18 protein-coding genes and 1 pseudogene are annotated in these 18,146 nt (G+C 47.0%); 16 read left to right on the top strand and 3 right to left on the bottom strand.

The annotated features are described in order from the left end of the window. Nucleotides 1-579, top strand: a 579-nt coding sequence (locus DWZ76_RS10065; protein WP_243017810.1) for a virulence-associated E family protein, incomplete at its 5' end; no start/stop codon positions are given. Nucleotides 580-608: 29 nt separating this feature from the next. On the opposite strand, the gene DWZ76_RS10070 is transcribed toward DWZ76_RS10065, so the two are convergent. Further along, nucleotides 609-806 (bottom strand): tweety protein, encoded by a 198-nt coding sequence (locus DWZ76_RS10070; protein WP_082868657.1) that lies wholly within the window; start codon nucleotides 804-806, stop codon nucleotides 609-611. Nucleotides 807-821: 15 nt separating this feature from the next. Between DWZ76_RS10070 and DWZ76_RS10075 the strand changes: the two genes are divergently transcribed. The 4 genes and pseudogenes from DWZ76_RS10075 to DWZ76_RS10090 form a co-directional block, all read left to right on the top strand. Further along, entirely contained in the window at nucleotides 822-1,055 is a 234-nt protein-coding gene (locus DWZ76_RS10075) for an excisionase (RefSeq protein WP_016218019.1), read from the top strand. Nucleotides 1,056-1,165: 110 nt separating this feature from the next. After that, on the top strand, nucleotides 1,166-2,365 hold the full coding sequence (locus DWZ76_RS10080; RefSeq protein WP_066562017.1) for a site-specific integrase: 1,200 nt from the start codon (nucleotides 1,166-1,168) through the stop codon (nucleotides 2,363-2,365). Between the two features lie 185 nt (nucleotides 2,366-2,550). Continuing rightward, nucleotides 2,551-3,015 carry a low molecular weight protein-tyrosine-phosphatase gene (locus tag DWZ76_RS10085; protein WP_118472572.1) on the top strand — a complete coding sequence of 155 codons (465 nt, stop codon included), beginning with the start codon at nucleotides 2,551-2,553 and terminating at the stop codon, nucleotides 3,013-3,015. 45 nt (nucleotides 3,016-3,060) lie between these two features. Continuing rightward, a pseudogene (locus tag DWZ76_RS10090) lies at nucleotides 3,061-3,285 on the top strand (SAM-dependent methyltransferase); the annotation flags it as partial. Here the strand turns inward: DWZ76_RS10090 and DWZ76_RS10095 are convergent. Then, nucleotides 3,282-3,548 (bottom strand): phosphopantetheine-binding protein, encoded by a 267-nt coding sequence (locus tag DWZ76_RS10095; RefSeq protein WP_118472573.1) that lies wholly within the window; start codon nucleotides 3,546-3,548, stop codon nucleotides 3,282-3,284. The pseudogene DWZ76_RS10090 and the gene DWZ76_RS10095 sit on opposite strands and share 4 nt — an antisense overlap. A 716-nt stretch (nucleotides 3,549-4,264) precedes the next feature. Between DWZ76_RS10095 and DWZ76_RS10100 the strand changes: the two genes are divergently transcribed. From DWZ76_RS10100 to DWZ76_RS10125, 6 genes are all read left to right on the top strand, one after another. Then, nucleotides 4,265-5,434 (top strand): iron-containing alcohol dehydrogenase, encoded by a 1,170-nt coding sequence (locus DWZ76_RS10100; protein WP_118472623.1) that lies wholly within the window; start codon nucleotides 4,265-4,267, stop codon nucleotides 5,432-5,434. Between the two features lie 17 nt (nucleotides 5,435-5,451). Continuing rightward, the gene (locus DWZ76_RS10105) at nucleotides 5,452-5,649 is read left to right on the top strand and encodes a tautomerase family protein (protein WP_117796107.1); all 198 of its coding nucleotides are present in this window, start codon (nucleotides 5,452-5,454) and stop codon (nucleotides 5,647-5,649) included. A 498-nt stretch (nucleotides 5,650-6,147) separates the two neighbouring features. Then, entirely contained in the window at nucleotides 6,148-6,507 is a 360-nt protein-coding gene (locus DWZ76_RS10110; RefSeq protein WP_022358591.1) for a metalloregulator ArsR/SmtB family transcription factor, read from the top strand. A gap of 127 nt (nucleotides 6,508-6,634) precedes the next feature. Further along, nucleotides 6,635-6,853 carry a cation transporter gene (locus DWZ76_RS10115; RefSeq protein ID WP_022358590.1) on the top strand — a complete coding sequence of 73 codons (219 nt, stop codon included), beginning with the start codon at nucleotides 6,635-6,637 and terminating at the stop codon, nucleotides 6,851-6,853. A gap of 169 nt (nucleotides 6,854-7,022) precedes the next feature. Beyond that, nucleotides 7,023-9,026 carry a heavy metal translocating P-type ATPase gene (locus tag DWZ76_RS10120; RefSeq protein ID WP_118472624.1) on the top strand — a complete coding sequence of 668 codons (2,004 nt, stop codon included), beginning with the start codon at nucleotides 7,023-7,025 and terminating at the stop codon, nucleotides 9,024-9,026. Nucleotides 9,027-9,312: 286 nt separating this feature from the next. Beyond that, on the top strand, nucleotides 9,313-10,992 hold the full coding sequence (locus tag DWZ76_RS10125; protein WP_118472574.1) for a DUF5722 domain-containing protein: 1,680 nt from the start codon (nucleotides 9,313-9,315) through the stop codon (nucleotides 10,990-10,992). 219 nt (nucleotides 10,993-11,211) lie between these two features. On the opposite strand, the gene DWZ76_RS10130 is transcribed toward DWZ76_RS10125, so the two are convergent. Further along, on the bottom strand, nucleotides 11,212-12,555 hold the full coding sequence (locus tag DWZ76_RS10130) for a butyryl-CoA:acetate CoA-transferase (RefSeq protein ID WP_118472575.1): 1,344 nt from the start codon (nucleotides 12,553-12,555) through the stop codon (nucleotides 11,212-11,214). 505 nt (nucleotides 12,556-13,060) lie between these two features. On the opposite strand from DWZ76_RS10130, the gene DWZ76_RS10135 reads away from it, so the two are divergent. The 5 genes from DWZ76_RS10135 to DWZ76_RS10155 all read left to right on the top strand — a co-directional run bounded on the left by DWZ76_RS10135 (nucleotide 13,061) and on the right by DWZ76_RS10155 (nucleotide 18,142). Next, on the top strand, nucleotides 13,061-14,242 hold the full coding sequence (locus DWZ76_RS10135) for an acetyl-CoA C-acetyltransferase (protein WP_022358586.1): 1,182 nt from the start codon (nucleotides 13,061-13,063) through the stop codon (nucleotides 14,240-14,242). A 101-nt stretch (nucleotides 14,243-14,343) separates the two neighbouring features. Further along, on the top strand, nucleotides 14,344-15,120 hold the full coding sequence (locus DWZ76_RS10140; RefSeq protein ID WP_022358585.1) for an enoyl-CoA hydratase-related protein: 777 nt from the start codon (nucleotides 14,344-14,346) through the stop codon (nucleotides 15,118-15,120). Nucleotides 15,121-15,160: 40 nt separating this feature from the next. Continuing rightward, nucleotides 15,161-15,997: a 3-hydroxyacyl-CoA dehydrogenase NAD-binding domain-containing protein gene (locus DWZ76_RS10145; RefSeq protein WP_117796102.1), complete on the top strand. Its 837-nt coding sequence runs from the start codon at nucleotides 15,161-15,163 to the stop codon at nucleotides 15,995-15,997. A 130-nt stretch (nucleotides 15,998-16,127) separates the two neighbouring features. After that, nucleotides 16,128-17,279, top strand: coding sequence for an acyl-CoA dehydrogenase (locus tag DWZ76_RS10150; protein WP_107001362.1), 1,152 nt, complete (start codon nucleotides 16,128-16,130; stop codon nucleotides 17,277-17,279). A gap of 71 nt (nucleotides 17,280-17,350) precedes the next feature. Next, entirely contained in the window at nucleotides 17,351-18,142 is a 792-nt protein-coding gene (locus tag DWZ76_RS10155; RefSeq protein ID WP_107001363.1) for an electron transfer flavoprotein subunit beta/FixA family protein, read from the top strand. Nucleotides 18,143-18,146: the final 4 nt, after the last annotated feature.

Here is an 18,146-nt window from a genome sequence, read left to right on the forward strand (position 1 = left end):
CGTCAGTGCGTGTTTGGCGGCACTTCCAATGCCCTTGACTTCCTGCCCCTTGATCGTTCCGGCAACCGCCGCTTTATCCCGGTCATGGTGTACCCGGAGCAAGCCGAGGTTCACATTTTGGAGGACGAAGCTGCTTCCAGAGCCTATATCGAGCAGATGTGGGCAGAAGCGATGGAGATTTACCGAAGCGGCAGGTTCAAGCTGGCTTTCAGCCCCGCCATGCAGCGGTATCTCAAAGAACACCAGCGGGATTTTATGCCGGAGGACACCAAAGCCGGAATGATACAGGCGTATCTTGATAAGTACACCGGGAGCATGGTCTGTTCCAAGCAGCTCTATAAGGAAGCCTTGAACCATGCTTTTGACGAGCCGAAGCAATGGGAAATCCGGGAAATCAACGAGATTATGAACCAGTGCATTTCCGGCTGGCGCTACTTCCCAAACCCAAGAATGTTTTCCGAATATGGCAGACAAAAGGGCTGGGTGCATGAAAACCCGGCAACGGACTCCGGCAACCCGTCTGAAAAAACGATGGACGGTTTTGTGGAGGTCACAGAACAGATGGAGCTTCCATTCTGAAAATGACAGCCCGTTGCCCCCCCCTGTTGCTATCCCGTTGCCGAGCCGGTTGCCGGGAAAAACCCCTTATTTCCGGGCTTTTCTCCCTTATAACAACCAAAACAACAGAAAAATAAAAGAAAAGTATAAATAGTAACCATCGCCAGATTGAGATTGTTTGCAAGGTCTTTTGAAGCCCGTTGCCGGACTTCGTTGCCGACACCCTCTGTCTGGCTATTTTCATGCATGGAGGATAACTGCCTATGGCGAATAATAAGATGAATATTGAAGGAAAAAATTACTCGGATATTCCGGTGTGGCGTAGATATACGCTTACCATTGAGGAAGCAGCCAGATATTATCATATCGGCGAAGGAAAATTGAGAACGCTTATTGACACACATCCCAATGAGGATTTTTATGTGATGAACGGCAATCGTGCCCTCATTAAGCGTGAGAAATTTGAGAGGTATCTGGATCAGGCTACTGCTGTGTAAACAGAGCTGACAGATTTACCGATTTCACATGATATAACTATGCGGAGAGCTGGATTTGTGCTATGATAAGAGCGCAAGTCTGGCTCTCTTTTTTGAAAGGAGAGTTCACGATGAGTGAGAAAAGACGAGATAACCGTAATCGGATTTTGCGAGAGGGCGAGTACCAGCGTAAAGATGGGAGGTATCGGTTCCGCTATATTGATGAGGACGGAAAAGAGAAAAATGTATATAGTTGGCGTTTGGACAAGAATGACCCAATGCCAAAAGGGAAGAAGCGGGAGCCTTCCCTGCGTGAGAAAGAAAAACAGATTGAAGCGGATTTGTTTGACCGTATCGTAACCAACGGTGGCAACTATACTGTTTTGGAACTGGTAGAAAAGTATGTTTCATTGAAAACAGGAGTTCGTCACAATACGGTTGCCGGATATAAAACGGTCATCAATATGCTGAAAAAAGAGAGTTTTGGGAATCTGCGAATTGATAAGGTGCGTTTGTCAGACGCAAAGGCATGGTTGATTAAGCTCCAACAAATTGATGGACGAGGATACAGTTCCATTCATTCGATCCGGGGAGTTCTCAGACCAGCATTTCAGATGGCAGTAGATGATGACCTGCTTCGCAAAAATCCATTTGAATTTGAGCTGGCATCCGTCATTGTTAATGATTCTGTTACCAGAGAAGCGATTACCCGAAAGCAGCAGAGAGATTTGCTGAAGTTTATTCAGGAGGATAAGCATTTCAGCAGATACTATGATGCAATCTATATTCTTTTTCACACAGGGCTTCGTATTTCAGAGTTCTGTGGGCTGACGATTTCGGAGATTGAGTTTGGAGAAATGCGTATTAAGGTAGACCATCAGTTACAGCGTACTGCACAGATGCAGTATGTAATTGAAGAACCAAAAACTGACAAAGGTATTCGCTATGTGCCGATGACGGAAGCTGTCGCAGCGTGTTTTCGCAGAATTATTGCCAACCGAAAGACACCAAAAGTTGAACCGATGGTGGAAGGATACGCTGGATTTTTATTTTTGGATAAAAACGATATGCCGATGGTTGCCCTTCACTGGGAGAAGTACATGGAGCATATCATTCAGAAATACAACAGGATTTACCGTATCCAGATGCCGAAAGTTACCCCTCATGTATGCAGGCACACCTTTTGCTCTAATATGGCAAAATCCGGGATGAATCCGAAAACCTTGCAGTATATCATGGGTCACGCAGACATCAGTGTAACCTTGAACACTTACACCCATGTGAATTTTGATGATGCAAAGGAAGAAGTATATCGGATAGCGAATAGTTAAAAAAGCCCGTTGGTAAGGACGCTTGCTTTACCAACGGATTTACCAAGATTGCAGGGAAAAACACAAGAAAATACGAGAAGATTTGAGAAGATACCTTGAAAAGAAAGGAAAACTCAAAAGTCGGAAAACCCTGAAATATCAAGCGTTTGAGAAGAAATACAAGATTTAAATGGAGATATAAAAAGATGATTAAAGTATTATTTGTTTGCCACGGCAACATCTGCCGTTCCACCCTAGCCCAAAGTGTCTTCACCCACAAAGTCGCATCCCAAGGGCTTTCCGCCCACTTCCTTATCGACAGCGCCGCTACAAGCACCGAAGAAATCGGCAATCCACCGCACCGGGGGACGGTGAATAAGCTGAGGAAGGTTGGAATTCCTCTGGTGCCGCACCGGGCGCGGCAGGTGACGTGGGCGGATTATGAGAAATTTGATTATATCATAGGTATGGACAGTGCCAATATCCGAAATTTAAACCGGATGCTGAAAGGCGATCCGGAGGGGAAAATATATAAATTCCTCACATTTGCAGGTTCAGACCGTGACATCGCAGATCCGTGGTATACGGGTGATTTTGACGCGACGTATGAAGATGTTCTGGAGGGCTGTGTGGGTTTTCTGGCATATCTGAAAGAACAGGGACAGATATAACCAAAAGTTTGATGAGTATCCATTTCAGGTTAAGATGGAAGGAACGGACTGTTTCTGCTGCAATTTATCAGTGTGCTGGAGGAACATCCGGGCGATTCGTGGATTAAAAAATATATTTTCCCGGGCGTAATGGTTCTAAGTCTCTGGGAAATGATTTCTTGTGGTTCAGCAGATGGATTTTATATCCTGGATATGGAAAATCTGCGTCTGCACCAGATTTTATTTACAAAAGGAATTAATAATGACTTGCCGATGACACGCTGGTATTAATAAGTGGAGTGCTTTTTTATTTCCAGCTGAATCCGTTCGCAGAGATCCCTGACCGTGACAAACTCGATAAAATCCGTTTCCGGAATATCGATCTCGAAGCAGTCTTCGATCTCTGTGATAAAGTATACGATCAAAAATGAATCCAGCCCCAGATCGTCGATCAGGCGGTCAGCCGGTGTCAGCGGGCGGGTGATTTCTACGTATTCTGATAGAATGTCTTTTATTTCAACCAGGATTTCTTCCTGCGTCAGTTCGTGTTTCATGAGAAGTTCCTCCTAATATATGTGATTCATGCAGCTATTTTTATTGTAAATTTAACATAGAATCTGTGTTTGAGAGATGATTCTATTTGTGTGTTTATTTTATCATGAAACTGCCCGCTTGAGTAGATATATCCCTTAAAATAGGAGGAGCCGACAGGAACGGACTCCTGTCGGCGTAGGTATGAAAAAGTATATTATGAAAGGTCTTTTGCCTTTACGCGTATTACTATATCGAAAAAATGTGATAAAAGTATGTTCGGAATGTGAAGAAATCATAAATTTCGGAAAATATTTTGGAAGTGGATGGGGGAATAAAAATGACACGCAGATATAAGTTTGTGCAACTTTATTCATAAAAATGAAAATATATGCGTGAAATTTCTGAAAAAGATAGAATGTAAAAAGGTAATATGATATAATGAGCGCAAGTGAGCCAGAGAGCTGCTTGTAGATTTATGGCGAACGGCGAATGGCGATCACGATAGCTGCGTCAGCAGCGGTAAGCATCGAAGATGCGAATCGTGATATAATATGAACACTTACAGAGAACTTGTCAAATCTAGCGTGAGTTATAGCTGAACATTTGATGAATCTGAGATAAAGGAGAAAAATAATCAAAATAAAGATTCAAAAAAACATATCTACAAAGAAGAAGGCAGAACATCAGGCGGATGCAAAAGCATTTGCCGGAACGGGTTCAGAAAGGACAGGGAACGATGCGGGCGTTTACATTTGAAAATGCGACAAAGATTTATTTTGGCGGAGGCTGTGTGAAAGAGCACCTGCTGGAGGCGGTGAAGCCGTATGGGGAAACGGTGATGCTGGCATATGGCGGCGGCTCGATCAAGACGAATGGCATTTATCAGGAAGTGATGGATGTCTTAAAGCTGGCTGGAAAACAGGTGATAGAATTTTCAGGCATCATGCCGAATCCGACCTACAGCAAGGTGATGGAAGGGAAAAAAGTCGTACAGGAAAATCAGGTAGATCTGATTCTGGCAGTGGGCGGCGGTTCGGTCATGGACTGCAGCAAGGCGATCTCAATGGCGGCTGCGACGGACAAGGACGTCTGGGAGGAATACTGGATCAAAAAGGGCGAGATTGATTTTGAGCCGGTTCCGGTGGGCGTGATTGTGACCGTGGTCGGCACTGGAAGCGAGGTCAATGGCGAGGGTGTAATCACCCATGAGGAACAGAAAATTAAGACGAGCCGGAATTATCCGCGCTGCAATCCGGTGTTTGCGATGATGGACCCGAAATATACCTACACGGTTTCTCCACTCCAGACGGCAGCGGGCGGTTTTGATATGCTCAGCCATGTGATGGAGACATATTTCAGTGCACCGGATGAGGATAATCTTTCGGATGCGATCTCGGAGGCGTTGATGCGGAGTATTATTGCGAACCTGCCGGTGGCGATCCGGGAACCGGAAAATTATGAGGCGCGCAGCAACCTGATGTGGGCGTCCACGATGGCGGAGATTGGCATTATCAAATTAGGAAAACAGTGTGATTTTGAGGCGCATATGATTGAACATCAGATGGGGGCTTACACGGACTGCAACCACGGCATGGGACTTGGCGTGCTCCATCCGGCGTATTATCGTCGAATTTGCCGGGACGGCATCAAGAAATTTGTGAAATTTGCCGTAAATGTCTGGGGAATGTCACCAGATGGCGGCGATGAGGAAGAACTGGCATTTGGCGGAATTGATGCATTGCAGGCGTTTATTCATGAGATTGGTTTGCCGGGGACGCTGCGGGAACTGGGGATCACAGATCAGAGCCTGCTGAAAACGATTGCTGATTCATGTATCCGTAATGACGGCGGGTATCGGCAGCTGACGCACGCGGAAATCTTGGATATTTTGGAAGAGTGCTATTAGTACAAAGGAGGAAAATCATGCCACACATTGCAATATCTATGTACCCGGGACGGAGCCGGGAAGAGAAGGCAGCGCTGGCTGAGAAGGTCAGAACGCTGGTATCAGAAGAATTAAAGAAGGATCCGAAGGTTGTGACGGTATCGGTTCATGATGTACCGGCTGAGAAATGGCAGGAACATTTGGATGCGATTCCGGGCGAGGAGAGATTCTATTAGAAGTCTAAGTCGGGGTTGCAGAAAGAGGCAAAAGATCATCAGACGATGGATAACCAATGGATAATATAGCTCAAGCAGTGTCAAAAAAATAAACTGCAAAAGATATATAATAATGAATAAAAAAGAACGGACTGTTCATAAATAGACAAAAAAGCATAGGATGTAGAGAATAGATATTTGAACTGTGCAGGATTACAGAGTATCATCTGTAATCCGGGCAGAAAGAAGCACATTTACGCGCATTACTTAGTGGATTTTGTCTGTATGAACAGTCTTTTTTGCAGCATTTTATAATTGAGAAAACATTTCATTTACTCCTTTTAAATTCCCACAAATATTTCTTGACATTTCCCAGTTACATTCATATAATGAACATATGAACAATGATTCATATAAAGAAAAATATTTCAAAGAAATCTTGATAAAATCCTGCAGACTGCTTTCACGAAAGAAGCAGTGAAGCAGGGCAGAAACGCGTAGCATGAAGGGAGAAATTGGATGGCAATTCATGATGTAGAGTGCTGTGAGGAGTGTGCTGTTCACGATGAGGTTGTGCAGTCGGTCCGGGGAATGCTGCCGGATGACGATGATTTGTATGATCTGGCGGAGCTGTTTAAGGTATTTGGTGATTCGACGCGGATCCGGATTTTGTTTGTGCTGTTTGAGTCGGAGATGTGTGTCTGCGACATTGCACAGCTGCTTAATATGACGCAGTCGGCGATTTCGCATCAGCTTCGGATTCTCAAGCAGTCGCAGCTTGTCAAGAGCCGCCGGGACGGAAAGTCGGTGTTCTATTCGCTGGCAGACGACCATGTTTACCGGATTATCAACCAGGGCTTTGAGCATATTAAAGAATAGCACGTTCCTTGAATGATGATAATGGATTGAATGAATGTGAAAGCGGTGCTATCTGTAAAGAAAAAATTGCAGGTCTCGGAAAGCAAACATTAAAAATTTATAACTCAATAAAAAGAGGAGGATTATCATGAAGAAGAAATTTAAATTAACTGATCTGGATTGTGCAAACTGTGCAGCAAAGATGGAGGATGCGATCAAGAAGCTGGATGGAGTCAATGATGCGAGTGTCAGTTTTATGATGCAGAAAATGACGATCGATGCGGATGACGCACGTTTCGACGAGATCATGAAAGAGGTTGTAGAAGTGTGCAAGAAGGTGGAACCGGACTGCATTATTAATATGTAAAATTGGAAAAGGAATAATCGGATCAAAAGCTGCTTTTTAAAAGAATAAAATCAGATTGTGTAATGCACAGAAGGGCAAAGTAAAAAGATATAGGCAAATGAGCTGTGCCGGCACATTTTCCTATATCTTTTTTTTCAGGGAACGTGTTTCCAGAATGAAGGGAGGCTTTATGAATCAGAAGCAGAAAACGATGCTGAAGCGGATCGTCGCGGCGGCAATCGTATATATCGCGGCGGCAGCAGCGAAAAAAATGAATGTATTTGCCGGAATGCCGCAGCCGTGGACAGAGTTAGTCGTATTTTTAATTCCGTATCTGATTATTGGATGGGATATTGTATACAAGGCGTTCCGGGGGATTAAAAATGGTCAGGTGTTTGATGAGAATTTCCTCATGACAGTAGCGACGTTCGGGGCGTTCGGTGTGGGCGAGTTTTCTGAGGCGGTTGCGGTTATGCTGTTCTATCAGGTTGGCGAGCTGTTTCAGAGTTATGCGGTCAACCGTTCGCGCCAGTCGATCAGCGATCTCATGAATATCTGCCCGGAATATGCCAATATTGAAAAAGATGGACAGATAGAGCAGGTCGATCCGGATGATGTGGAAGTGGATGACATCATCGTGGTACAGCCGGGAGAGCGGATTCCGCTGGATGGCGTGGTGGTAGAGGGTGAATCGATGATCGATACCTCGGCGCTGACTGGTGAATCGGTACCGCGCCGTGCGGCAGCCGGGGATGAAATCATCAGCGGATGTGTCAATGGCAGCGGGCTTCTGCGGGTGCGCGTGACGAAAGAATTTGATGATTCGACGGTGGCGCGGATTCTGGAGCTGGTGGAGAATGCCAGCAGCAAGAAGGCGAAGGTGGAGAACTTTATCACCCGGTTTGCCAGATATTATACGCCGGTGGTCGTGATCGCGGCGGTTGCTTTGGCATTTGTGCCGCCGATTGTGCTGGGCGGAGAATTTGGCGAGTGGATTCAGAGAGCTTGTATTTTCCTGGTAATTTCCTGCCCGTGTGCGCTGGTGATTTCGGTTCCGCTTAGCTTCTTTGGCGGCATTGGTGCTGCATCCCGCATCGGTGTGTTAGTCAAGGGAAGCAATTATCTGGAGGCAGTTTCGGAGCTGGATACGGTTGTATTTGATAAGACAGGCACCCTGACGAAGGGCGAGTTTAAAGTGACGGAGCTGCATCCGGCGGGAATCAGTGAGGATGAGCTTCTGGAGCTGGCGGCGTATGCCGAGAATTATTCGACGCATCCGATCGCGGAATCGATACGGGAGGCGTATCGTGAGAGAAAAGGCAGTTTGGCAGAAGCAGAAACTCAAAAGGCGAATGCGGGAACAGCAGAAATCGTTCTGGATACTGACAATGACACAATAAAAGAGGTGCAGTCCAAAGAGGGTGTGCAGGGAGTGGTACGCAAACCCCTGATCGACTTAACCCGCATCGGTGAAACCAACGAGATTTCCGGTCATGGTATCGAGACAACGATCGACGGTCACATAGTTCTGGCGGGTAATGGACGCCTGATGAAGAGTAAAAATATACCGTATCAGGAATGCGACGGCATCGGCACTGTGATTTATCTGGCAAAGGACGGAAAATTTGCCGGAAGTATCCTGATTGCCGATACGATCAAGCCGGAGACGGAGGATGCGATCCGTGGACTGAAGGCGGCTGGAATCCGCCGTACTGTTATGCTGACGGGCGACCGGAAAGCGGTCGGAGAGGCGGTGGCTGCGAAGGTTGGCATCGATCAGGCGTACACGGAGCTGCTTCCGGCGGATAAGGTGCAGAAGGTCGAGGAGATGCTGGCGGAGATGACCGGAAAGCGGAAGCTGGCATTTGTCGGCGACGGCATCAACGATGCACCGGTTCTCTCCCGCGCAGATGTCGGTATTGCAATGGGAAGCATGGGAAGTGACGCGGCGATCGAGGCGGCGGACATTGTCCTGATGGATGATAACCCGGCGAAGATTGCAGGTGTGGTTAAAATCGGACGCAAGACAATGGCAATCGCGCACCAGAATATCGTGTTTGCCCTGGCGGTTAAGGCGGTTGTGCTTCTGATGGGCGCGGCTGGAGTGGCTAATATGTGGGAAGCCGTGTTTGCGGACGTCGGTGTTTCCGTCATTGCAATTTTAAATGCGATGAGGGCATTAAGAACTAAATAATCGGTAATATCAAAAAGCTATGGCGGAAGGAATACTTGATGGTTCCGGAAACTGTAGCTTTTTAAACTTGCGGCTCTAAGGGATTTATATATAAAACCAATATTTGCAAGTGGTAAAAGAATAGGAATAAGAAAGAAATCAAGGCTTGGAAAAGATAAAATGCTGGGAATCATACAGGATTTCCAAAATAGTTGTAATAATCCTTAATAAAATAGTAATTGAATCTGACGGAAGAATGAAGTATGATCAAATACCATAGGATATTAGACGGAAAGGAAGGAACAGGATGAAAAAATGGATGAAAACGGCGCTTGTCCTGGCTGCAGCGGTCTGCCTGAGTGTGGCGGCTGCGTTCACAGCACTGGCGGCGCAGACGTTTCAGATAACCGCTTCGATCGGCTCCTGTCTGATTGGTTCGGGGCAGAATACAGTGGATATTTCACTTTCAAGCAACGGTGATACAACGGGGACGGACGGAAAGATTTATCTGTTTGAATTGCGGCCGTATGAGTCGGAGATTGGAAGCCGGACTGATTATGTCAGCAGCGTAGGCGCAGGGGAAACGAGGACCGTCTCGATTCCTTTAAACAAGGGAACTGCCCAGGACCGCCTTTACAGCCGGTTTGTTCCGGCAGTGTTTGACGGAACTACATTTACGGCAGTTGGCGTGGCACATTATATCACAAATCCGGAGGTGGTTGCATCCAATCAGGATGCGTTTAAGACGCCGCTGACGAAAAAGGGCTTGAATATCCAGTTAAATATGCTCAACGATGCATTTACACTGGGTGTCAAACATGTGGCGGTCAATATCGCATTTTCCCAGTTTTTAGGAAGTGGCATTGATTATGAGTACGATGGAAAAACGTATCATTTTAATAAGTCGGTGGTTGAAAATTATGACAAGGTGATCAGTACATATGTCGGAAAAGATATATCCGTGACGGCGATCGTTTTAAATGACTGGAATGACGCGCACCCGGAACTGGTTCATGCGGGAACTGCGAAATCTTCGAGCGCCAATTATTATATGTTTAACACGAAGACACAGGAAGGATTTGAGACAACGCGTGCGATCTTCGCGTTTTTGGCGGATCGTTACAGCGGCAAGAATCATAATTCAAATTATGCGAAGATTTCCAACTGGATTCTGGGCAATGAGATCAACAACCAGATTTGGAACTACATGGGACCGGCAGATTTGAATACATATGTATCCACGTATCAGCAGGCATTCCGCACGTTCTACACGGCGATCAAGAGCACAAGCGCGAATGACCGGGTTTATTTTTCACTTGATTTCTGGTGGGGAGCTCCGTATGAGAACCTGAACGATCAGGTGCATTATACGGGCAAAGGCATTGTTGATACGTTTAACGCCTTGGCAGTAACGGAAGGCCAGATGGACTGGGGCATTGCCTACCATCCGTATCCGTACCCGATGACGGAACCGGAATTCTGGGATGATCCGGCAACGGGGCTGGTAACCGAGAGTGCAGATTCACCGGTTGTCAACTTTGCAAACCTGCATGTACTGACCGATTATCTGAATCAGGATTCGATGAAGACAGCATCTGGCGAGGTGCGCCATGTCATTCTGACGGAGGAAGGATTTACTGCACAGAGTCTGACGCGCGGCGATGTGTCGGATATCCAGGCGGCAGCATTTGCATATTCTTACTATATCGTGGACAGTAACCCGTATATCGACGCGTACATTCTGAGTCGTCAGGTCGATGCGCCGTCAGAGGTAAGGGCAGGCTTAAGCTTCGGTCTGTGGTCCTGTGATATGAATCAGGGCAATGAGATTGTAGCGGTAAAGGATCGAAAGCTCTGGAGAGTTTTCCACGACATTGATCAGAAGAGATACACGCTGGAAACTTCGAATTTTGCAAAATCAATCATCGGAATTAATAAGTGGTCGGATGTGATTCCGAACTTCCGGTGGAAGTCTCTGGAACAGTAGCGGATGGTAGACAGAGACTTGTAGAACAAAAACTATAAGAAAAAAGTATAAATAAAAAAGTGCCTTTCTTCTCGAAGAAAATTTCTTGAGAGGAAAAGCACTTTTTTTAGAAAATAAACGTATCTGGTGTATCGGAGAACCGGGAGTTTCAGATACCATAGATGGTTTGCTGGATTTTGTCTCCGAATTCTGCCGATTTTATCAGATCTTGAGTCCTTATCAGATCTTATTGCTCTGTCTCCAGATATGCATCTTCTCAGCTTCCTTAATCAGCTGATCGCGGAACTGCGGATGTGCAACGGAGATGATAGCCTCGCATTTCTGCCAGGTTGCAAGACCCTTTAAGTTTACTTTACCGTACTCAGTTACCAGGTAGTGCAGGTTTGCACGTGTATCGGTTACGATGGAACCCTGATTTAAAGTCGGGAGAATACGGGACTGCAGCTCGCCAGCCTTGTTCTTGAAGGTGGAGGAGCAGCAGATGAAGCTCTTTCCGCCCTTGGACAGGTAAGCGCCCAGAACGAAGTCAAGCTGTCCGCCTGCACCGCTGATGTGCTTGATTCCTGCGGACTCTGCATTTACCTGACCGAAGAGGTCGAGGTCAACCGCGTTGTTGATGGACATGAAGTTGTCCAGGGCTGCGATGGTGCGGACGTCGTTGGTGTAATCAACCGGAGCACTCATGCAGGCCGGGTTGTTGTTTAAGTAGTCATACAGTTTCTTGGTACCAGCGCCGAATGCGTATACCTGACGGCCTTTGTCCAGTGCTTTGTGAGCGCCTGTGATCTTGCCGGCTGCGGCAATATCAACGAATGCGTCAACGTACATCTCGGTGTGAACACCCAGATCCTTTAAGTCAGATTTCGCAATCAGGGAACCAACTGCGTTCGGCATACCGCCGATACCTAACTGTAAGCAGGCACCATCCGGGATCTCGTCTACGATCAGTTTTGCAACTGCTTCATCGACATCAGTCGCTGCTGCGCCGCCTCCCATCTCTGCGATGGTCGGGTTGCTGCCCTCTACGATCATGTCTACGTTGGAGATATGAACGCCGTTCTCAAATCCGCCGAGGCAGACCGGCATATTTTCATTGACCTCTACGATGACAACCTTGGAAGTCTCGCAGCAGGCTGCCATATGGGAAGCATTTGGTCCGAAGTTGAAATAACCGTGCTCGTCCATCGGAGCGACCTGGAATACAGCTACATCCGGTTTGGTTGCGGACTCACGATAGTATCTCGGAAGCTCGGAATAACGGATCGGAGCATAGAAGCTGAATCCCTGTGCGATTGCCTTTCTCTCGATACCGCTCATGTGCCAGGAGTTCCAGGTCATATGAGCTGCCGGGTTTTCGATCTTGAAGATCTCCGGTACCCACATCAGGATACCGCCGCGGAAGTTTACATTCTCCAGTTCCGGAAGACGTTTTGCGATAGCAGCATCGACTGCTACCGGAGTGCCGGTGGTCCAGCCATAGTCAACCCAGTCGCCAGATTTAACGACGGAAGCAGCTTTTTCAGCGGAAACCAGCTTTTCTGCATACAGTTTCTTGTAATCCATACTTATTCACCTTGTCCTTTTTAATAATATGAAGAAGTCCGTACAAATGCGTGATTCGGACATCCCCCGTTGTTTATCAGTGTATCATCTCCACTACCCCTTGTCAACGAAAGAGGCGGAGGACAAAATAGGGGAAAATGACGACATATTCATATTTATGAATTACAGATATAAGTGTATGTAAATAGAAGAAGAATGACTTTGTCTATTAATTCACAAACAAAATACCACGTTGGTTATAATGCCAGAGAAGACCACTTTTATTGAGAAAACGGAAGAAAAAAATTGTGCATTCCGCCTAAAGGCGATCAGAACGATGTAGAAATAAGTGGATTGTACGCGGAAAAATGAGAATCTTAAATCTTTATAAATCCATTGATAATTATTTGACAGGAGCCGCGTGGGGTGTTAAGATACAAATACACTATCATATTTATCACTATTTTACTATTTACTGCAGTTGTGTTATTTACGTGGTGGATCATTTTCAAGGAGGATTTTTTCAATGTCTAAGAAAGTCGTAATTGCAAGTGCATGCCGTACCGCAGTAGGTTCTATGGGTGGCCAGCTCAGTACTGTTCCAGCAGCTGAGATGGGTGCCGTAGTTATCAAGGAGGCTCTGAAGAGAGCAGGCGTTGCTCCGGAGCAGGTTGATCACGTATACATGGGATGTGTTATCCAGGCTGGCCTTGGTCAGAACGTAGCACGTCAGATGTCTCTGAAAGCTGGTCTTCCGGTAGAAGTTCCGGCAGTTACCCTGAACGTGGTTTGCGGTTCTGGTCTGAATGCTGTAAACGCAGCAGCAGATATGATCCTTGCAGGCGATGCTGACATCGTAGTAGCTGGTGGTGCAGAGAACATGTCCGCAGCTCCGTATGCTCTGATGAAGGCTCGTTACGGATACCGTATGAACAATGCGACCATGATCGACACCATGGTAAATGACGCTCTGTGGGATGCATTCAACGATTACCACATGGGTATCACCGCTGAGAACATCTGCGATCAGTGGGGTATCACAAGAGAAGAACTCGATGAGTTTGCAGCAGCTAGCCAGCAGAAGGCTTGCGCAGCTATCGAGGCTGGACGTTTCAAAGACGAGATCGTTCCGATCGAAGTTAAGAAGAAAAAAGAGACTGTTATCGTAGATACCGATGAGGGTCCGCGTCCGGGTTCCACTGTAGAGATTCTTGGCAAGCTTCGTCCGGCATTCAAGAAAGACGGACGTGTAACAGCTGGTAACGCTTCCTCCATCAACGATGGTGCAGCAGCTGTAGTTGTTATGAGCGAAGAGAAAGCAAAAGAACTGGGTATCAAACCGATGGCTACATGGGTAGCAGGCGCTCTGGGCGGTGTAGATCCGAGCATCATGGGTATTGGACCGGTTGCAGCTACCAAGAAAGTTCTGAAGAAGACAGGCTGGAAGGTAGAAGACTTCGACCTGATCGAGGCAAACGAGGCATTCGCAGCTCAGTCTATCGCTGTAGCTCGTGACCTTGGCTTCAACAAAGACATCCTGAACGTAAACGGCGGTGCAATCGCTATCGGACATCCGGTAGGAGCATCTGGCTGCCGTATCCTGACAACTCTGTTATACGAGATGCAGAAACGTGACGCTAAGAAGGGTCTGGCTACTCTGTGTATCGGTGGCGGCATGGGCTGCGCAACGATCGTTGAGAGAGACTAATTTCTGACGCAGAACCGGAGTCGTCGGGGCTTATCCCCGGCGCTCCGGCTGTTTCTGGTTTTACGTATTTCAATTCAAGAGCTTTTTAGGAGGAACTGGAAGTGGGATTTGTAGACTATGAGGTAGACGGACACGTCGCAGTCATAACTATTAATCGTCCGAAGGCACTGAACGCGTTAAACGAGGATGTGCTGAAGGATATTGAAGCTGCATTTGATGCAGTAGACCTTTCCGAAATTCGTGCAATTATCCTGACCGGCGCAGGAGAGAAATCTTTCGTAGCCGGTGCTGACATCGCTGCTATGAGCGTGATGACCAAGGAGCAGGGCGAGCACTTCGGTAAATTCGGCAACGATATTTTCCGCAAGATCGAAACTTTCCCGGTTCCGGTTATCGCGGCAGTAAACGGTTTCGCACTCGGCGGCGGCAATGAGCTTGCCATGAGCTGTGATATCCGTATCTGCTCGGACAATGCATTATTCGGACAGCCTGAAGTAGGTCTTGGTATCACACCAGGCTTCGGCGGTACACAGAGACTCGCACGTCTCATCGGACCGGGCAAGGCAAAAGAGATGGTATTTGCGTCCCGCAACATCAAAGCGGATGAGGCATACCGTGTCGGACTTGTAAATGCTGTTTATACACAGGAAGAGCTGATGCCGGCTGCGAAGAAGCTGGCAGGCGCTATCGCAAAGATGGCTCCGATCGCTGTCAGAAACAGCAAGAAGGCGATGAACGACGGACTTCAGACTGATATGGATCAGGCTATCGTGATCGAGGAAAAACTGTTTGGCGGATGCTTCGAGACAGAAGATCAGAAGAACGGTATGCAAGCATTCCTTGAGAAACGGAAAGTGGAGCAGTTTAACAATAGATAGTTAGTTAAATTATAGTTGTATAATTTCAGGAGGATTTGTCATGAAAGTTGGTATTATTGGTGCAGGAACCATGGGTTCCGGAATTGCTCAGGCATTTGCCCAGGTAGATGGATATGAAGTATGCCTGTGTGATATTAACGAAGAGTTTGCTTCCAACGGCAAACTGAAAATTTCCAAGAACTTTGAGAAGAGAGTAGCAAAAGGAAAGATGGCAAAAGAGGATGCAGACAAGATCCTTGCCAGAATCCATACCGGCGTTAAGACTATCTGCAGCGACTGCGATCTCGTAGTTGAGGCAGCAATCGAGAACATGGAGATCAAAAAACAGACCTTCAAAGAGCTGGGCGCTATCTGCAAGGCAGACTGCATATTCGCTACCAACACCTCTTCTCTGTCCATTACTGAGATCGGTGCAGGTCTTGACCGCCCGGTTATCGGTATGCACTTCTTCAACCCGGCTCCGGTTATGAAGCTGGTTGAGGTTATCGCAGGCTTAAACACTCCGGTAGAGATTGTTGACAAAGTTAAGAAGATCTCTGAAGAGATCGGCAAGATCCCGGTACAGGTAGAAGAGGGCGCTGGTTTCGTAGTAAACCGTATCCTCATCCCGATGATCAACGAAGCTATCGGTATCTACGCTGAGGGCGAGGCTTCTGTAGAGGGTATCGATACCGCTATGAAGCTGGGTGCTAACCATCCGATGGGACCGCTTGAACTGGGCGACCTGGTAGGTCTGGACGTTGTTCTGGCTATCATGGAAGTACTTCAGTCTGAGACTGGTGACCCGAAGTACCGTCCGCAGCCGCTTCTTAGAAAGATGGTTCGCGGCGGCAAGCTTGGCCGTAAGTCTGGCGAAGGCTTCTACAAGTACAACTAATATGTACATAAGTCTGGCTTCTTGACCAGATGAAAACATAATAGAGTACCAGATTTTTAAGAACCGCAACGGGGCGGCGCTTAAAGCCGCCTCTTAAGCGTATATAAGAAAATGATGGAGGAATAGACACATGGATTTTACATTAAGTAAAGAGCATGAAATGGCGAGAAAGTTATTCCATGACTTCGCCGAGAACGAAGTAAAACCTTTGGCACAGGAAGTTGACGAGACAGAGCACTTCCCGGAGGAAACCGTTAAAAAGATGCAGAAGCTTGGCTTCATGGGCATCCCGGTTCCGAAGGAGTATGGCGGACAGGGCTGTGATCCGTTAACATACGCTATGTGCGTTGAGGAGCTTTCCAAAGTTTGTGGTACTACCGGCGTTATCGTATCTGCACACACATCTCTGTGCTGCGATCCGATCCAGACTTTCGGTACTGAAGAGCAGAAACAGAAATACCTGGTTCCGCTTGCTAAGGGCGAGAAGCTTGGTGCTTTCGGTCTTACTGAGCCGGGTGCTGGTACAGATGCTCAGGGTCAGCAGACCAAGGCTGTATTAGACGGCGACGAGTGGGTATTAAACGGCTCCAAAGTTTTCATTACCAATGGTAAAGAGGCTGACATTTACGTTATCATCGCTGTAACAGGCGTTGTTGAAGTAAAGGGCAGAAAGAAAAAAGAGATCTCTGCATTTATCGTAGAGAAAGGAACTCCGGGCTTCACCTTCGGTACCAAAGAGAAGAAGATGGGTATCCGTGGATCTGCTACATACGAGCTGATCTTCACAGATTGCCGTATCCCGAAAGAGAACCTGCTTGGCCAGAAGGGCAAAGGTTTCCACATCGCTATGCATACCCTGGATGGCGGACGTATCGGTATCGCTTCCCAGGCACTTGGTCTTGCAGAGGGCGCTCTTGAGAGAACTGTTGATTATGTAAAAGAGAGAAAACAGTTTGGTCGTGCTATCGGTCAGTTCCAGAACACTCAGTTCCAGCTGGCAGATATGGCTACCAAAGTTAAAGCAGCTCAGCTCCTTGTTTACAGAGCAGCCGTTGCTAAGAAGACACAGAAAACCTATTCTGTAGAAGCAGCTATGGCTAAACTGTATGCAGCAGAGGTTGCTATGGAAGTTACAACCAAGGCTGTACAGCTTCACGGTGGTTACGGCTACACGAGAGAGTACGACGTAGAGCGTATGATGCGTGATGCTAAGATCACTGAGATCTACGAGGGTACATCTGAGGTTCAGAGAATGGTTATCTCCGCTGATCTGTTAAAATAATTCAGTCTGCAGAGAAATCAGAACAATCTCAGTCCTAGAGAAAAAAGAAAAAAATAAGGAGTGAAAATACCGTGAAAATTGTAGTTTGTGTAAAACAGGTTCCGGATACCAAAGGCGGAGTTAAATTTAACCCGGATGGTACTCTTGACAGAAGCGCAATGCTGGCAATCATGAACCCAGATGATAAAGCAGGTCTGGAGGCAGCGCTTCGCTTAAAAGATCAGTATGGTGCAGAAGTTACCGTAGTTACTATGGGTCTTCCGAAGGCTGAAGAGGTTCTTCGCGAGGCTATGGCTATGGGCGCAGACAATGGTGTTCTTGTAACTGACCGTGTACTTGGTGGTGCAGATACCTGGGCTACTTCCCAGACAATCGCAGGCGCACTTCGCAACCTGGATTATGACTTAATCATTACTGGCCGTCAGGCTATCGATGGCGATACCGCTCAGGTAGGTCCGCAGATCTCCGAGCACCTTGGCCTTCCGGTAATCAGCTACGCTCAGAAGATTCGTGAAGTAAACGAAGCTGAGAAATACATCGTAGTTGAGCGTCAGTATGATGATAGATATCATGTAGTAAAAGCACAGCTTCCGTGTCTTTTAACCGCTCTTGCAGAGTTAAACGAGCCGCGTTATATGACTCCGGGCGGAATCTTTGATGCATATGCAAAAGAGATCACCGTTTGGGGCAGAAAAGATCTGAAAGAGGTTGAGGATTCCAACCTTGGTCTGAAGGGATCACCGACACAGATCGCAAAAGCTTCCGATAAGGTAAGAAAGGGTGCTGGCGAGAAAGTAGAACTTGATCCGGCAGCTTCCGCAGATTATATCGTTGGCAAACTGGCAGAGAAACACATTATCTAATTAT

The organism is Clostridium sp. AF35-15 (assembly GCF_003477745.1).
GTDB lineage: Bacteria > Bacillota > Clostridia > Lachnospirales > Lachnospiraceae > Otoolea > Otoolea fessa.

Excerpts from the sequence above, each read along its gene's own strand:
- DWZ76_RS10070 (WP_082868657.1), bottom strand. The coding sequence starts at position 806 with ATGCATGAAAATAGCCAGACAGAGGGTGTCGGCAACGAAGTCCGGCAA.
- DWZ76_RS10075 (WP_016218019.1), top strand. The coding sequence starts at position 822 with ATGGCGAATAATAAGATGAATATTGAAGGAAAAAATTACTCGGATATT.
- DWZ76_RS10080 (WP_066562017.1), top strand. The coding sequence starts at position 1,166 with ATGAGTGAGAAAAGACGAGATAACCGTAATCGGATTTTGCGAGAGGGC.
- DWZ76_RS10085 (WP_118472572.1), top strand. The coding sequence starts at position 2,551 with ATGATTAAAGTATTATTTGTTTGCCACGGCAACATCTGCCGTTCCACC.
- DWZ76_RS10095 (WP_118472573.1), bottom strand. The coding sequence starts at position 3,548 with ATGAAACACGAACTGACGCAGGAAGAAATCCTGGTTGAAATAAAAGAC.
- DWZ76_RS10100 (WP_118472623.1), top strand. The coding sequence starts at position 4,265 with ATGCGGGCGTTTACATTTGAAAATGCGACAAAGATTTATTTTGGCGGA.
- DWZ76_RS10105 (WP_117796107.1), top strand. The coding sequence starts at position 5,452 with ATGCCACACATTGCAATATCTATGTACCCGGGACGGAGCCGGGAAGAG.
- DWZ76_RS10110 (WP_022358591.1), top strand. The coding sequence starts at position 6,148 with ATGGCAATTCATGATGTAGAGTGCTGTGAGGAGTGTGCTGTTCACGAT.
- DWZ76_RS10115 (WP_022358590.1), top strand. The coding sequence starts at position 6,635 with ATGAAGAAGAAATTTAAATTAACTGATCTGGATTGTGCAAACTGTGCA.
- DWZ76_RS10120 (WP_118472624.1), top strand. The coding sequence starts at position 7,023 with ATGAATCAGAAGCAGAAAACGATGCTGAAGCGGATCGTCGCGGCGGCA.
- DWZ76_RS10125 (WP_118472574.1), top strand. The coding sequence starts at position 9,313 with ATGAAAAAATGGATGAAAACGGCGCTTGTCCTGGCTGCAGCGGTCTGC.
- DWZ76_RS10130 (WP_118472575.1), bottom strand. The coding sequence starts at position 12,555 with ATGGATTACAAGAAACTGTATGCAGAAAAGCTGGTTTCCGCTGAAAAA.
- DWZ76_RS10135 (WP_022358586.1), top strand. The coding sequence starts at position 13,061 with ATGTCTAAGAAAGTCGTAATTGCAAGTGCATGCCGTACCGCAGTAGGT.
- DWZ76_RS10145 (WP_117796102.1), top strand. The coding sequence starts at position 15,161 with ATGAAAGTTGGTATTATTGGTGCAGGAACCATGGGTTCCGGAATTGCT.
- DWZ76_RS10150 (WP_107001362.1), top strand. The coding sequence starts at position 16,128 with ATGGATTTTACATTAAGTAAAGAGCATGAAATGGCGAGAAAGTTATTC.